We start from the raw sequence: 14,939 nt of genomic DNA, 5'->3' as shown, positions 1-14,939 counted from the left end.
CGACGAAAAGTTTCCATTCATCAAAATGCTAATTGAGAAAGCTCTTACTTCAGAACCGGAACAACTGTGGGACAGTGTGACTTACGGTTTCGAAGAGGACGAGTGGTGGAAGAAGGAAAGAAACTTAGGAGGTGGATAGCTATGAAGGTACAAGGGACGTTCGCAGGAACTATGCAAAAACAGTTTTTTGAACAGCCTAAAGGTTTTTTAGTCGCTTTTTCAAGAAAGGTTAAAGCGTAGAAAATTTATATTATGCCGGAGGAATAATTAATGATAAAAATAAAAGACATAGGCGATTTCAAAAAAGTACCGCAAATCGTAACCGATATAATTGATGGAAACCTTTCTGCACTTGAAGAATATTTCAAAAAGAATAATATTGATAAAGAAATTAAGATTGGTTCATCTATCGATTTAACACCACTTGATGTTGCTTTAATTATGGAAAGCTTAGAATCCGTTAAATGGTTGGCTGAGCATGGTGCAAACCTAAATATTAAAGACAACCCCAGTTTTTTAATCGCAGTTCGGTATTGCAATGAAAAAACAATTCGTTTTCTTGTTGCGAACGGTGCGAAAACAGATTTGCTGAACAATGTTAAGTCAGATGCTTTTAAACAGGCGTTAATCGGCAAGAAATTTGAACATCTTGAACTTATTCATGAACTCGGTCATAAGGTCGAAAAATATGGTGGAGAGGCTTTCCGGTCGGCTGTATGGGGTCATCAGTCTTTACAAAGCGGAGTAGTACCAAGCGATCCAAAAACACGAAGCTATAAAGTGCTTGACTTTTTTATCTCCCATGGTGTCGACATCAATTATAACAAACCTGACCAAGTGTTTCCGTATAAACCAACACCGCTTTGTGTTGCTGCGAGATATATGGATATGCACATGGTAAGATATCTTGTAGAACATGGTGCAGATGTTACTATAGCCGAAAAAGACGGTATGCGACCCTACAGCATTGCAGTTGAAAAAGACGATTTGGAAATGGCGGAATATTTTAAAGCATTAGAACCAGTGGAATTTCATAGCATTCAAAACAAAATGGATGAATTGAAACCATATAAACTTCCACAATCCCTGTTTGATTTTTTACAAGGAGAGCAGTTGCATATTGAATTGCAGGACTGTGACTTTGGTTTTATTGATTTCTTTTCATTGATTGAAACTGTTCCAATGAAATTTGAAAGACAAAAGCTGTTGCGCATCTCCAAGATTACAGGTGATTATGACCACATATCGCTTGTTTGGAATCCAAAATCGAAAAAAATCGCTTATTATGATATGGAACATCAGGAACTTGGCAATATGTGCAGTTTTGAGGACTTTATAAAAGAGCCTGCCGTTCATATGGAAAAGATTCTGAATGGCGATTACGGTGAATAGTATAAGCATAATCTACATAACAACGGCTTGCACGCCGTTGATTAACACCGCCATTAATATAGTATTAGACTGGGAATGGGCATTAATCTATCTGGCAGGATAATGCAAATGATGAATAGAATAGTTAATATTAAAAGGTCAATTTTACAGATACCTTTTACTATTTGGAGGTGGCGACTATACAAAAGTTAAGTAATTCCTTTAGTGGAGCACTTAGAACATTTTCATATTGGATAGCAAACGGTACAGTGGGATTACCACTTCTTGAGGGTATTGATTATTCTTGTATTTTTGAAGAACCAAGTGCACTAGAACAAGCATATGCCATATTTGCAAATGTAATCGAGATGGATGAAGTAGGGATAGTTTGTAATGCCAAATATGCAGAAATGAGAGCAGCACAGTATATTAGAAGTTATGTTGACAGTAGTTATAAGGTTGAACCAGAATTTGAAGACTGGGAAATTGATCTTTATTAGACAACATTAAGCTCTAACGAAGAACTATAGCTCAATAATAAGCGGCAGTCTAAAACTTTATTTTCTTCTTACAACAATTTCCCATATTACAGCCATTTCAACATAATATCCTTCATGTTTGATATCGTCCAATAGTTGTAGAACCTGAGTCATGTACTCTTCTTCCATATAAAAATCAAAGAGCATAACAACCCAAAGCACATCTCGTATTCTTCAATTAATACTACCTTACGAATGTGTTTTGAAATTGATGTACCTGTATTAAGATTAGAAAATGCAGTAAAGTTTCTCAAACAAAAATAACCACATAGATGAAAGAAACCCGATTAACTTAATACGAGAATCGGGTCTCTTCATGGCTTCATGATCAATATCGTATTATATAAATGCATGAAGAGTTACAAATTCCATTCGATAAAGAAAGTTCTGAATCAATCTATAGACCTACGGGAAAATGCTAAGACTCGTACATGTTCGTCAATCCGGGCCAGATCTGACACGAAGCACCACAGGAAGGGCAGCTCACTTGCCCGGCCAAATACGGGATGTGGCGCATGAGCCTGCTTTCTCCTATGTCGGAGCAAAGCTGCTGCAATACGACCAATTCGTTGTCCCTGATCGCCTGGGACGGCGTAATGGAGATAGATTCCTGCTCAGCATGAAATACAGGATCGCTCCGATAAGCCAGTAGCTTGTCGTCTTCAGGGGAAGGCCAAATATAGATATCTTCGCCGCAGGACAGACAAGAGACCACATATTCGTCGCCTTCACTGAACGTGATTAGAACTTCAGCCGCTCCCCTCCAACCTCGGTACGCTGCATCGGCCGCGATGACGTACCTTTTCTCTCCGTTGTCTTTGCCGACTTCAGCCGCAAAACACATCACATCTGAGCTATAACCGGCCAGTTCTGCGATAGCGGTCACATAGCTGTTGTAGATATCCATACACACAACCATACCGGCTCGATCCATTAGCGGCTGTAGCTCAACCGGCAGCTCATAGCCGGCTCCGCTGCTTTCGCTCCGATTGGCTTCGAACAGGCCACAAGTCACGAAAATATCTAGCTTGACCTCCAGACTCTGCGATCGACGGGCGATCTCGGCCAGTGTGCTTGAATAATGGTGTTTTGATGAAACAACTGCTCCCAATATAATTCATCTTTTACAGCTTCCTCATACTGCTTCTGCAACTGCTTGATCAACTGCGGTACATTCTCGGCAGAGCCGAAAGGACCATCCAATTTGCTCCATACATGACTGGCCAAATCCAGCATGCTATCCACCTGCTCTCGGATTCATTGTTGCGACAACCGATCGACTTCGGAAGCAAATGCGTCACTTTTGGGAAATATGTGGATGAAATTATTACCAAAAACCTCAGCACTCCATGTTCCCATACGCTCATCACCTCTAGAAAGTTATATGCTACTGTAAAGCTACTACTTCTTATCGGTATATTTCCATATTTTCATTAGCTGAGAGATTTCTACATAGGATTGTAACAGGTGTATCATCCCAAAAATGACTGTGACGCATCCACCCAACGGTGCTATAGTCTTCATTCTGCAGAATGTAAATCTCATTCTCCCTAAACTTGGAGGAGTTTTTTTTAACACCTTACAGTTGTATTTATCAATTATTTCGTAAAGAGAAGATGGTTAGCCATGAACGTATGTAAATGAAAGCTTTCATACAATTTCTCAAAAACTATCATCGAAGAACCTACTATTGAATATAGCGGGCATACGTAAAATGGGCTTAAGACGCCCTTTACGTATGTTTTGAAATCTTCGAAAAAACCAACAATACGACATAAATGGAAAATAGTTTATGTATAGTTATGAATTTACGAAGAAATTAGATTAACTCGTCTCCATTTGTAAATGTGATATTGAAGTGACGAACTTTCCCCAAAACAATGGCAATTTGAAATGTTGTAAATGGATTGGTTATCCTCCCTCCAGCAGTAATCTCTTCTTCTAGCTCATTAATAGAATTATATTGTTTAATGAACATATCCTCATTGTGACCAGTAGAATCAAAAATCAAATAATCCCCTGTAATCATTTCTTGTCCAGTTAAGGGAGTTTCCCTATCTCTAAAGTAAAAAACGGATTCGTCAAGATTTAAAGGGTTTCGTAATTCAACATTATCTGTGCCAATAATATCTATTTTTTTGTTCAAGTATGTTAGGGTTTGCTTCAATTCTTCCTCTGATAGTTTTGTTTCTTTTAGAAATGAGTGAACTGCAATTTGCATCACAATTTTAGCTTTTACAGAGATTAAGCAAAATAGTTCCTTAGTCTATTACAGCTCGTGAAAATAGGTCTTTCATTAATGAATCATCTTCACATGCTTCCTTAAAGGCGATTGCAAAACTAAGTATGGCTTCTTTATTGTCTGTATAAACGCAGAACGTATCGGCTTCTGGGTCAAATCGTATGATATCAACTAAGTGAGGCATTTTTTCTTCAAGAAATACGGCTGCTAATGAACCCCAATCATAGCCATTGCCTTCACATCCTTCTTCGGCTCGTGTTTGAAAAATTTCATGCTTATATTTACCAACATCTAAAATCATTGATATGCTTCCATCATTGTGCGCAACTAGCCCAAATGGGTTTATTTTTTCTTCAACTTCTAACAAACGGGGGTCAGTCCCAATCCTCATCCCCTTTTCAACATTTACTATATGGATGGTTTCATTTCCTGCTCTAGCAGCGGCGTTGCGGCTCATTTCTAAAAACGTCCTGCCATGTGAATCTTCAGGATCTAGTGCTACAGCTTGTTCAAAAGCAACGATCGCTTCCTTATACTGTTTAAGGTAATAATAAGCATATCCTATTCGGAAATGCCAAAGAGAGTCGTGCTCTCCTTGCTCTTGCACAGATAAAAAATATTGGATAGCTTCATTATAATTTTCTTGATTATTCAATGCTCTTGCCAAAAGGCAAACTAAGTCATAGTCTCTGTCTACCTCGGGTATATCCATAATTTTGTTAATGATTTTCGCATGCTGGCTCTTGTTATGCCAAAGAGTGAGCTGTTTCAATAAATCCTTATCCATCTTTGTATCCTCTCCTCTTACTTTAATCAAAAAATGATTGCCATATATTAGAATAACCCATATGATCTATGAAGTTCAATCAATTGCAATTATATGAGAAATGAAGCGAGGGGTAATCTTATGAGTGAAGTGTGGATACATGCTATGCATGGTGTGCCTTGGACGCCTAAAAAAATGAAAACAGCTGTTGAAAAACTAAGGCGACGAGCTACGATCAGTTTTGCTTTTGATTCAGATAAATTGGCAGATTTAGTAAAAATAGATGAAATGGTCCTATCCCATCGTCCTGATCTTATTTTGCACATATGGAGTTACAGAAATAAAGGGGATTTTTCAGATGAAATGGTAGACATCCTAGCTGGATTGAAAAACGTAACTGCCTTGCATCTAAGCATGAAACAAAAGCAAGATTTAAATAAACTTCAGGCCCTAAAAAACATGGAGTTTTTGAAAATTGATTCTGATCAAAGACTATCAATCGATTTTATAAGTAGTTTCCAAAAACTTGAACACTTGCAATTAAGTGGCAAATTCGATGATTTGTCTCCCGTAGGAAACTGTAAAAATCTTAGCAGCTTAGTCCTTCAGTGCACGGTTGAACAATTGAACTTTATCAAACAGATCCCCATAGAGTATCTCCTAATCGATAACTGTAACGTGAATTGTGATCTGGATATACTCAACGTTCGAACCTTGAAGATGTTAGAGCTATCATCCATTGCAAAACTAGAGGATGTTTCCTTCTTGAGTAGATTCGAGAATTTGGAGTTTTTGAGTTTGTCTTTATCCAGAGTGGAGAAGCTATGCGATTTTTCTGCTATGGATAACTTGAAACAATTAGAACTGGAAAACATGAAATCGCTGATAGAGATAGATGCCTTAAAAACTGCAACAAATCTGGAAATTTTAGAGTTGAAGGAAATCAATACGAAGATCAAGGCGGAAGCGTTTGATTTTTTATCAGACATGCCTAAGCTGAAACAGTTGGATTTTCAATATATTGATTTTAACAAGAAACGCATAGAAATCATGCGAAAAAAATGGATTGATTCAGGTAAACAGGACATTTTAATGGATTGTATGCCTAAGGAAAAAATACAAAGAAAGATGAATTCGATTCATCTCTCTCGTATATTGATGTAGCTGCTACAACGAACCGATAAATTCTTTTTGAAGCAACTCTAATTGATCAATTCTCGCTGTTATAAAATCTTTATAACTTTCTTTTGTAAAGCCCTCCGGCCATGTATTACAAAATTCTATACGTGAAATGATCCCAATTATTCTTTCGACACTTTTCATACAATAATATACAAAGGTTTTAGGATAATAATCATCATCCGAATAGTCTTCTATCACTTTTCTAATTAGCTGTCGCATTTTCACAAATGATTCTTCATTCCAATCTGCATGCATTCGAATATAATATTCTAACTCATCATCAGAATCATTATATGCAAGAAACTGTTTTAAACTTTCTCTCATAGCATCTACCAATCACGTTCACGAATGGCTTCTTCTGTATCTATTTCGATACCGAAAAAGGCCAAAATATTTCCAACAGTTTGTGCAATTGATTCTCTCGCAACTGTTTCAATTTCGCTGTCATTTTCGTCAAACTCTTCTGCAAGTTCATTGATTGCTTGGATGGCGAAATCAAGCTTTGCTTGAGTTTCTTCAATACCTTGATTTCCTTGTTCCAAAAATTCAACAACTTTAACAAGTTCAGCTTTGACTTTATCTACAAGAAAATTAGGGAAGTATCCATCCCTATACATATCTTTTAAATATTCAATTGACGCACCGCCATTATCTTGTCCAAAGGGAACTTTACTTGCTTCATTAACCGTAGTTTGTACATTCAGATCTTTCAATGAGGCAGATTGATCAAGTTTCTTTTTCTTTCGGTCGATATTATTTCGGCTCCAATTTATTAATGTCAAAGTATCTCTATCTTCTGGATCGAGCTTATTTGTAATTTCAAATTCTCTTAGTGCTTCCTCATATTGTTCAAGATAATAGTAGGAGTAGCCCACACGAAAATGCCAAAGCGGGTCATTCTCACCTAGCTTTGCAATAGCCAAAAGCTGTTGAAGTGCTTCATCGTAACGTTCCAGGTTATTCATTGCTCTTGCCAATAAACTGACTGTCTCATAATCTCTATCTGATTGGGGAATTTCCATAATTCGATCTACTATTTTTTCATGTTCATCTTCTTGATGCCAAATAATAAGTTGTGCGATAGTGTCTTTTTCCATTTCTCTGCCTCTTTTCGTTTGTAAGATCTTAACTATTATCCAAGTCGAACAATTTTGAGTCATATCACAATCTTGTTCATACTCGTTTCACAGGATATATTTTACGATATTCCTCAGCGTCTGTCATTTTAGTCCAAATACCATATTTCCATCTGATTTTACCATTTTCCAATTTTTTCACAACATCTTCTTCATACTTTTCATAGTTGAAGGATTTATCCATATCGATATGTATATCTAAAGTGTGATGTTCATCGCACAACATATCACTAAGGTCGTCTATTCGATCAACAAGTATGACTTTATAAGTAGCTGTGTCACCTTCAGAAATAAATCGACCTTTTTTATTTTCGTATGGCAATCTAATGCCGAAAACTTTTTCCATCTTACAAACAAGGTTTTTGAATAAATCATCTTCCAGCAAAACTATCCTTAATATTTTTTTCATAACGCTAAACCTTCTTCCAAAACGCACAAAAGATTTTTTAGGCTCCTAAATTCTTGATCTTAACTTTCATGGCTAATCGTCAATATGTTATAGTTCGCATCCAAATAAACAACGATCAACTGATCCGTATACTCTGGGTCAAAAGTAAAATCCATGATGAATATCTGTTTTTTTAGCTCTTTTTCAAATTCTCTTCCCAACCAACCTTCGCCCAAGCTGCTTCCCAAGCTTTTTAGCATAAGTAGGTTAACCATCTCTAACTCACTTATAGTTCTAGGTTGCTCCATCCCAAACATGACTTTTAAGCTTTCATCATCCATTTCTAATCGATGAAAATCAAAGAAATCATGAAGCAACTTATAACTAGGGTCTTTTGTATTTTGAATAATATCCCTTAGATGCGCCCGAGCCTTGTTTACCAACTCATCCATGTGATCTAGTGCATGGGAAACATGATCGATATCGATCTCATTTTGTGTAATTTTTTCCGACACACTCAAATAAACCTGGATCTTGTTATCAGGAATTAAGTTATCTATCCAAATAGATTCGCCGGGTATGTACGCTATTTCAGGAAATTTCGTGCTTGGTATTTGTTTCATTATTTTGTTGCTCCTTTAATCTTATAGTAGCTTGTTTACATAGGTTATAAAACATGCACTTTAGTCTATTGTTGATTATCCATATTCGATTCAAATAATTCATTAGCTACTTGAGATATTTCATGAACTGCATTTTCTAGTCTATCTTGTACTTCCGAGGAGTATATGCCCTCGTTAAAATAAAAGAAATTACTTATATCGACAAAACACAAAGCAAGTTTTTTAGGAACTTCCAATTTATCTTTATATTCATTGGTTAACAACTTCATTGCTTCTATTAACTGACTGTAATGCAGTTCATTTAACCCATCACCCATTCTTAATGATACTAAAATGGAGTCCTCACCAAGAATATAGTTGTAAATTACATTGAGCGCGTCCTCTTTCCTCATAAATCCACACCTCAAATATAGTCATTTTTATACAGCTGAGCTAGGAACAAGTTCCTCAATTAAAACCTCTTTTGACTTGGCATCGAAGTTTGCAGTTACGCTTCCTACACCTTGAGCCTTTTCTTTTTAAACAGTCGATATGTCTAGGATGTGTCCGTCTAAAATAGAATATTTCATAACAGGAACATTGAGGGGATAGTCCATGTGTTCACTACAATACTATCGGGCTATCTTTATTATTTCTTTAGCTTTCTAATGGCTTGCCTGGCACATCCATTCTTCACTTTTGATTTCAAAAGTCAAGAATGGATGTACGAAAAAAAGAGAGGTTATGAATACCCTCCCAAAAAGTTAGAAATTGCTTATATCGTGGTATTAGGATTTTATGCAAGTCATTTTAATTTGGGTAAGGTTTTCTAAGTTGATTTCAATTTGTAATTCATGTTGTTCATTAATGGCGATTAGGATATTATCTTTAATTTCTAAGTTTTTTATAGGGTTTGAATTTTCAAAAAATATTCCCCATACCAATCGCTCTTCAGCATCCGTACAAGTAATAAATCCTTCATTTCCCATTTGACCGTCACCACCATGGATTTTCCCATCTTGATAATCAATACTGACCCATTCATCAACGATCGTCCAATAGTCATCATTATATTTTGCTATGCTTTCAATGGTTGTGTCACACAAGGGAGAGCAAAAAAATTCTCTTACTTTTGTGTTGGGGTCATATATGCTATAACAATTTAAAATTGTTATCGTGCCATTAGGAAAGACGATGCAATTCATGCCGGGCAATTCATTCTTTTCAAGATTCCAATGGTCCGCAATACTAATATTCACATGAAATCTTCCTTTCGCCATTCATAAAAATGGTCCTCGATCAGCGTCTCGATTGAATCCGCTAATAACTCGCTCTCGCCGTTATCGTGGTAACAAATGAAATCATTTCTTACATCGTTGATTATAATTGGATTGCCGGAACCATCCATAGAGATGACATAGCTGGTTTGCAAAATCTCTGCAATAGGAGACACCCTTGAATTGCTCTCGGGCCCCAAGAGTCAAATCGAATAGCACTTCACAAGTTCTTGTTGTATAACGCAAACTCTTTCTCAATTAAATCCTTGAAACTTTTTGTTAGAAGCTTTATTTTGTTTTGTTCATGGGCGTAATAATATATTTTTGTTGGATCATTAGATTCAGAAGGATCCCATAAAACCAAGTCCCCGTCAGCTTCTTTCCAAAACTCACCAAGAACATAATAATTTTTACCCAACAGCTCAAGAGAATATATATTTTCAAATTCAATTCTAATACCGTCTAAAGAGATTGCTGACATCGTTTGAAAGAAATTCGCAATCTCCTCAGGCATTTTTGTACCAGAGGTGGTTTCAAATTGTACGACTTTATCATAATTTACTCCTACGTGAATGAAATCACTTCCATCAAAAGTATATTGCAAAGAATTTGAAAACTTAGGATATCGATTAAAAATTTCAGGAAATTCAGCTTTTATTTTTATTACCGCTGTTTCTTCATTTCTCTGTTTGCTTTAATGAATTCTTCCAGTTCATTCTCATAGTTTTCCTGATAACTATTTTCTTTTACATAAAGGATGTTGCCGTCATCTAAATATTTAATGGCTCCTTGTTGACTGCGCACAATAGGTAACCATCGGAACCCATGCACACAAGGTCTAAGCCTCAGATATTCTCCACGATTTAAAAATGACTCCAACTGCTTGTTATGATTATTCCGCCAAGTGCTCCATTCTTCTGGAGAAGTCCTACAAGACGCCAAGTTTATCATCTGTTCAATCAATTCTTCTTTTATATTTGACATTCGTTCTCTCCTACAGAGCATGTATTTTCAAAAAATATTCCCCATATCAAATCTGGACTTTTTGATTACTTTCAGAGTTTTTCAGCACTCTCAAGTTTTGAAAGATAAAAGTCTTCCCAATGATCTCTTGTGTTCTGCGAATGTGGATTAGCAGGAATGATAATTTTATCGGTTGGCAAGTGAAAATAATTCTTTTGGGTATGTTTTTGCAAGCCTGAAATTTTCTTTAAGTTCCTTTGAAGTGTTCGATAAAAAGATTGTATCTGTTTGTCAGGATTCTTTGCTATCATTCGCATTTGTATAAGTTCTCGGCTTTTATCGGTTTCTCTGCCGCCATTAACTTCAATAGAATAGGAACTTGGTGTATCGTAAAAATAGCCAAATTGTTTGATTTGAGTTATATCTTCTATGGGGTAGCTGGAAAAGAAAAAAGAGTTATATCCAGTATCATTAAAATAACTGGCGAACAAATCGATTTCTCCACTTTCAAAAGATGAATATTGACATTCACCCTGTGCGTTACCAAATATTTCGGCATATAGTTTAACTCCGTGACGCAGCATTGCTTGATGGCTCTCCGTAAGAAAATCCATAACAGGCATTGAAATATTAAAATAGGAAGCTATAACATTTCCCTCCACATCCAAAATATTAATTAATAGTGCGTATTTCTCCTATATCTCCGACATGTGGAACGACTGGCAAATCATACGCCGCCGCAAGACTAGCAAGTTTTTAATTGCCCTTCGGAAATCCAGAGAGCAATTAAAGTTTCGGCATTGATACGACTCTGCCTTCAAGTCTCGATCTTTCTGCAACGAATGCAATTAGATGCTTTTTACTGAGATTTTGCCATTGGTTAGTCCACGTTCCTTCGTGTACTCGTCGCATCGATTAACGATTAGACCTCAACCGTATACGGAAGCGAAATTTCATATCTTCCTCAAACCACATGCGAAAATTCGTCCCCCATACGTTGTTATGCAAATTAAAATGAAATCCACCTTCTAGCGGAGCGAACGTATTGTTGAATTGAAGCAATCTAGTTTCACCCGGACATACGATTGGAGCATCCAACGTCTCGATGATCAGGTTCCCATCTGCACCTTCATAATAAAGTTCCGAATTTACAGCGTGCATATTTCGATTGCCGTTTTTTACTACCGTTAATGGCGAAATCTGTGAACCTAGTTTATCCATCGTCCATTTATTCGGATTGTCAACGCTAGGTACAAACGAGAACCAGCTAGCTTCAGGCAAACGGCACGCGGGTTTATCCATCCAGTTCAGCTCCACATCGATGTCATAATCACTATGATGGAACGTGTATATGATCACGAGCTTATGGGGTGCGCCGTAATACTGACTAGAATCGGTTGGCATCTCTAGATGCGCATATACTTTGTCGGTGCCCTCTCGTTTTTCCAACTGAAGTCTTCTTAGAATTGGACGGTACTGCTTATTTTCCGGTACAGGAATGGCAAATTCAATTCCTGGCTTGGCGTGATCTGGAATCGCCCATTCGAAATGCTGTTTCAGGTTAATCGTATATTCCTTAAAATAGCGGTCGTAGTTTTCTTTCCCAAACGTTTCATATCGGTAGACAGCCAACCTGTTATCTTCGTCTGCCCATACTTTTCCATTTGTATCAACCAATCGATCGATTGAACCGTCAGAAGCGAAACTAACATGAAATTTGCCGAACGTATAGACGCGGTTCATTTCAATATTTTCAATGTCTTCACCGTCATTCCAATCATTCATACCGACAGGATTCAGACTGTCTAATGCTTTCTTTGCTTCGATTTGTAACTCCAAACTAAGCGCTGACACTGCCTGTTCCAGATATGCGCGCTGTTCCTCCCACGAACTTTCAAAATGCCGATAGCTGCGATCCATTCGTGCAAATTGATTAAATTCATAATACGGACCTTGCAATTCTTCATTCTTAATGTGATCCTTCAATCTCGCCGCTTTGAAATCTGTTGCAGCGTAATTTACGTTATCCGACAAATATTTTTTCTCATCTAGCCCCCAGGTATGTTCAGGTATTAACAAGAGTCGATTGCAAAACTTACCGTAACTTTCGCTCTCTGGATCTAGTGATCCCGTACTTACCCATTTATCCCTTAGTCTTAGCAATTCGCGGAATCGAGCCACTTTCAACGGATCGGAAGCCGTACCTTGGATCCACGTATCACCAATTTCCTCAGTGACAACCGGTAGGACATCCTTACATTGAAGCAATTTTTCAGCAAATGCATCCAGTGTCGACGCGACAATTTCAGCATCCGGGTATTCAGATTGCAATTGCCTGTAAATCCCCTCTATTTCTTCAATAGACGGTGGACCCATATTATCACCTGTGTGGGCAAAATAGAGCACATCTTCAAGTCCTTCCACTTTCAAGGCTTGACCATAATCATCCGCATAGTTCACGATCAGTTCGGATCCGCCGCTCGCCCTCCAAACAAACGCTTTCGGCACGCATGGAGGTTTGCAAGAAGGATTTATGCCTACATGTAAATATCGAATTCCGTATTTAGCCAATATAGGTACGATGCCGATCGAATGTCCGGGGACATCCGACATTTTCGCAGCAATGGTCTTTTTCCCGTATCGTTGATCCAATTTCTTAGAAATCGACACGCCATATTCAAGCAGTGTTTGATCCATCAATTCCGTATGGGTTGTAAAAGGAAGACCGTGCCAAGCAATTTCGCCTCTTCTAATCGCCTGCTCCATCTCATTCCTCTGCTCTTCCGAAGCGGTTTGCAAATATTCCTCGATCAACCAAGACCCAACGGTCCAAATAAATTTCGACTGTCCGTCTTCTCTCTCCATTCGTTCAGCCAACGACAAGGCTTGCGGAATAAACAATTTCATATACTTATCAACCACATTAGCAGCTAGATCCGTGAATCCCATATCCAGATGGGTCTTGAAAATAACGTGTACTTTTTTTACTGTAGTCATAAATTTGCCCTCCTATTATTTATATGTGATGACATTTGCGAAAGATTTCTCTACGCAGTTGGTCTGCATCAACAACGGCAAAAAATTGAATCAATTCTGGATTGCTCAATGAGTAAGGCGCATAAGTTCCCGCCTCATGTTGCCAGGCGCCGACTCTAATTGCTGTAATTTTTCTCAATAAATGGTCCACTCCCAATTTATAATTCATATTGATCTAATGTCATCGTAACAAGTCCCATTCCTTTCAAAAAGAATAAAAACATAACATCCCTTCAAATTCCGGAGTAATTCAGCTACAAATTTTTAACATTTCTCTAAAATATACATTCAAAAAAGAAAATTGTATAGAATTCGATCTTCTATATCTATGCTTGATTAGAACCTCTATTCAGTTATGAAAATTAAAGGATCCCCTATTCGTTATTCAAAATACAAAGGTACCCATCGCCATGACACTTAGAAAAAGTATCTAGACGTTGGGTACCTTTGTATTCATCCGGAGAGCTTGTTACTTGCTTTCACTTCTAACTATACGGATGAAGTTTTTCATGATATTCAAATCAATTCAGTAGTGAATTGACACAAAATCCCCTTCATTCAACCACAGAGTCCGTATAGTCCGTAAAAAAGACATTTTTAAGTATCGTTTTTGCCTTTTTTAAGTTACTTAAATCCAGATTGTTTAGCATTTCCGCAATCTCTTCCATTTCCTTGTTTACTGTAGCAGTTAGGATCGTGTCTGTTACTTGCGCATTCTTGGTGCGTTCGTCGCTCTGAATGGGTGCGTTAAATTCCTCATTTGACTCCGATAAAACCCAAGATGCTTTTAACGTTTCTTGAAACGTATTAACGAGAAAACGTAGCTCTTCTTCACTATACCGTTGTAAAAAATGATTAACCCCGATTTCAATTTGATGATGCAGGGCTATATGCAAACGATAGATCTCGTTTCCCATTGGTGTAGTTCGAAACAAAATTTCTTTTTTGTTATCTGGCAGATACTCAATTTGAATGACTTTTCTATCTACCAGTTTTTTGGTGATTTTGGAGACACTCCCTTTGGAAATCCCTAATTGCTTAGAAATGGTAATCCCATTTACCGGCTCGAGTTTACCAATCGCGTCAATAACGTGCAGCATCATAACTGTCAGTTCTTTGACCAACTCTGCAACGACAGGATTAGGACTATTTTGAATCAGCCAGTCCTTCTCTTCGTCATCTTCGGATTGAAATTTATGCTGCATCGCACTAACTTTTTCTATTAGTTCCTTGATCAAGTGTTCTTTTAATTGCTTGTCAATTGCATGATTGCTCATTTAGTTCCCCTCCGATATCAGTGATACCAGTATAACAAGGGAAAAATAATAAATAAAGTTTCCACGGAAACAATATTGACAAAAGATTACCCTTAGCATTATTATTGTTTCATAAGAAACGTTACGTTTCCTTGGAAACAATAAGTTTTTGGAGGTAATA

20 protein-coding genes are annotated in these 14,939 nt (G+C 37.4%); 3 read left to right on the top strand and 17 right to left on the bottom strand.

Annotation, left to right across the window (positions count from 1 at the left end; genetic code table 11):
* The first annotated feature begins 270 nt into the window (after positions 1 to 270).
* Positions 271 to 1,392, top strand: coding sequence for an ankyrin repeat domain-containing protein (locus tag BW961_RS09525; protein WP_068585461.1), 1,122 nt, complete (start codon positions 271 to 273; stop codon positions 1,390 to 1,392).
* A 170-nt stretch (positions 1,393 to 1,562) separates the two neighbouring features.
* A complete protein-coding gene (locus tag BW961_RS09520) occupies positions 1,563 to 1,871 on the top strand; it encodes a DUF7677 family protein (RefSeq protein ID WP_068585464.1) in 309 nt (102 codons plus the stop codon).
* A 457-nt stretch (positions 1,872 to 2,328) separates the two neighbouring features.
* Here BW961_RS09520 and BW961_RS09515 read toward each other — a convergent pair whose 3' ends face one another.
* From BW961_RS09515 to BW961_RS09505, 4 genes are all read right to left on the bottom strand, one after another.
* A complete protein-coding gene (locus tag BW961_RS09515) occupies positions 2,329 to 3,021 on the bottom strand; it encodes a hypothetical protein (RefSeq protein ID WP_156510130.1) in 693 nt (230 codons plus the stop codon).
* Positions 2,934 to 3,146 carry a hypothetical protein gene (locus BW961_RS29490; protein ID WP_082867478.1) on the bottom strand — a complete coding sequence of 71 codons (213 nt, stop codon included), beginning with the start codon at positions 3,144 to 3,146 and terminating at the stop codon, positions 2,934 to 2,936. The genes BW961_RS09515 and BW961_RS29490 overlap by 88 nt, the downstream gene beginning before the upstream one ends.
* Positions 3,147 to 3,729: 583 nt before the next feature.
* Entirely contained in the window at positions 3,730 to 4,134 is a 405-nt protein-coding gene (locus BW961_RS09510) for a hypothetical protein (RefSeq protein WP_139331583.1), read from the bottom strand.
* 37 nt (positions 4,135 to 4,171) lie between these two features.
* Positions 4,172 to 4,939 (bottom strand): Imm51 family immunity protein, encoded by a 768-nt coding sequence (locus BW961_RS09505; RefSeq protein WP_076576764.1) that lies wholly within the window; start codon positions 4,937 to 4,939, stop codon positions 4,172 to 4,174.
* A gap of 120 nt (positions 4,940 to 5,059) precedes the next feature.
* On the opposite strand from BW961_RS09505, the gene BW961_RS09500 reads away from it, so the two are divergent.
* Positions 5,060 to 6,082: a leucine-rich repeat domain-containing protein gene (locus BW961_RS09500; protein ID WP_068585468.1), complete on the top strand. Its 1,023-nt coding sequence runs from the start codon at positions 5,060 to 5,062 to the stop codon at positions 6,080 to 6,082.
* 3 nt (positions 6,083 to 6,085) lie between these two features.
* Here BW961_RS09500 and BW961_RS09495 read toward each other — a convergent pair whose 3' ends face one another.
* The 13 genes from BW961_RS09495 to BW961_RS09435 all read right to left on the bottom strand — a co-directional run bounded on the left by BW961_RS09495 (position 6,086) and on the right by BW961_RS09435 (position 14,779).
* On the bottom strand, positions 6,086 to 6,424 hold the full coding sequence (locus BW961_RS09495; protein WP_139331582.1) for a hypothetical protein: 339 nt from the start codon (positions 6,422 to 6,424) through the stop codon (positions 6,086 to 6,088).
* A 5-nt stretch (positions 6,425 to 6,429) separates the two neighbouring features.
* Entirely contained in the window at positions 6,430 to 7,197 is a 768-nt protein-coding gene (locus tag BW961_RS31875) for a DUF5713 family protein (protein WP_169810288.1), read from the bottom strand.
* A gap of 76 nt (positions 7,198 to 7,273) precedes the next feature.
* Positions 7,274 to 7,645, bottom strand: coding sequence for a hypothetical protein (locus tag BW961_RS09480; protein ID WP_068585475.1), 372 nt, complete (start codon positions 7,643 to 7,645; stop codon positions 7,274 to 7,276).
* A 59-nt stretch (positions 7,646 to 7,704) separates the two neighbouring features.
* Positions 7,705 to 8,247 (bottom strand): DUF2004 domain-containing protein, encoded by a 543-nt coding sequence (locus tag BW961_RS09475; RefSeq protein ID WP_068585477.1) that lies wholly within the window; start codon positions 8,245 to 8,247, stop codon positions 7,705 to 7,707.
* 65 nt (positions 8,248 to 8,312) lie between these two features.
* Complete coding sequence (locus BW961_RS09470) at positions 8,313 to 8,639, bottom strand: hypothetical protein (RefSeq protein ID WP_068585480.1); 327 nt, start codon at positions 8,637 to 8,639, stop codon at positions 8,313 to 8,315.
* 375 nt (positions 8,640 to 9,014) lie between these two features.
* Complete coding sequence (locus BW961_RS09465; RefSeq protein ID WP_076576761.1) at positions 9,015 to 9,485, bottom strand: hypothetical protein; 471 nt, start codon at positions 9,483 to 9,485, stop codon at positions 9,015 to 9,017.
* The gene (locus BW961_RS09460) at positions 9,482 to 9,679 is read right to left on the bottom strand and encodes a hypothetical protein (protein WP_076576758.1); all 198 of its coding nucleotides are present in this window, start codon (positions 9,677 to 9,679) and stop codon (positions 9,482 to 9,484) included. The genes BW961_RS09465 and BW961_RS09460 overlap by 4 nt, the downstream gene beginning before the upstream one ends.
* A gap of 44 nt (positions 9,680 to 9,723) precedes the next feature.
* A complete protein-coding gene (locus BW961_RS09455) occupies positions 9,724 to 10,107 on the bottom strand; it encodes a hypothetical protein (RefSeq protein WP_068585485.1) in 384 nt (127 codons plus the stop codon).
* Positions 10,108 to 10,166: 59 nt separating this feature from the next.
* A complete protein-coding gene (locus BW961_RS09450) occupies positions 10,167 to 10,487 on the bottom strand; it encodes a hypothetical protein (RefSeq protein WP_068585488.1) in 321 nt (106 codons plus the stop codon).
* A 71-nt stretch (positions 10,488 to 10,558) separates the two neighbouring features.
* A complete protein-coding gene (locus BW961_RS09445) occupies positions 10,559 to 11,050 on the bottom strand; it encodes a hypothetical protein (protein WP_156510131.1) in 492 nt (163 codons plus the stop codon).
* A 331-nt stretch (positions 11,051 to 11,381) separates the two neighbouring features.
* Positions 11,382 to 13,463 carry a DUF5054 domain-containing protein gene (locus BW961_RS09440; protein ID WP_068585494.1) on the bottom strand — a complete coding sequence of 694 codons (2,082 nt, stop codon included), beginning with the start codon at positions 13,461 to 13,463 and terminating at the stop codon, positions 11,382 to 11,384.
* 19 nt (positions 13,464 to 13,482) lie between these two features.
* Positions 13,483 to 13,641 (bottom strand): hypothetical protein, encoded by a 159-nt coding sequence (locus BW961_RS29845; protein WP_156510132.1) that lies wholly within the window; start codon positions 13,639 to 13,641, stop codon positions 13,483 to 13,485.
* A 415-nt stretch (positions 13,642 to 14,056) separates the two neighbouring features.
* Positions 14,057 to 14,779, bottom strand: a complete 723-nt coding sequence (locus BW961_RS09435) for a helix-turn-helix domain-containing protein (RefSeq protein ID WP_068585497.1) — start codon at positions 14,777 to 14,779, stop codon at positions 14,057 to 14,059.
* Between the last annotated feature and the right edge of the window lie 160 nt (positions 14,780 to 14,939).

The organism is Paenibacillus macquariensis, assembly GCF_900156375.1.
GTDB classification, from domain to species: domain Bacteria; phylum Bacillota; class Bacilli; order Paenibacillales; family Paenibacillaceae; genus Paenibacillus_AQ; species Paenibacillus_AQ macquariensis.
Note: the sequence above shows the minus strand (reverse complement) of the source record. Positions and strands in the feature narration are given on the sequence as shown.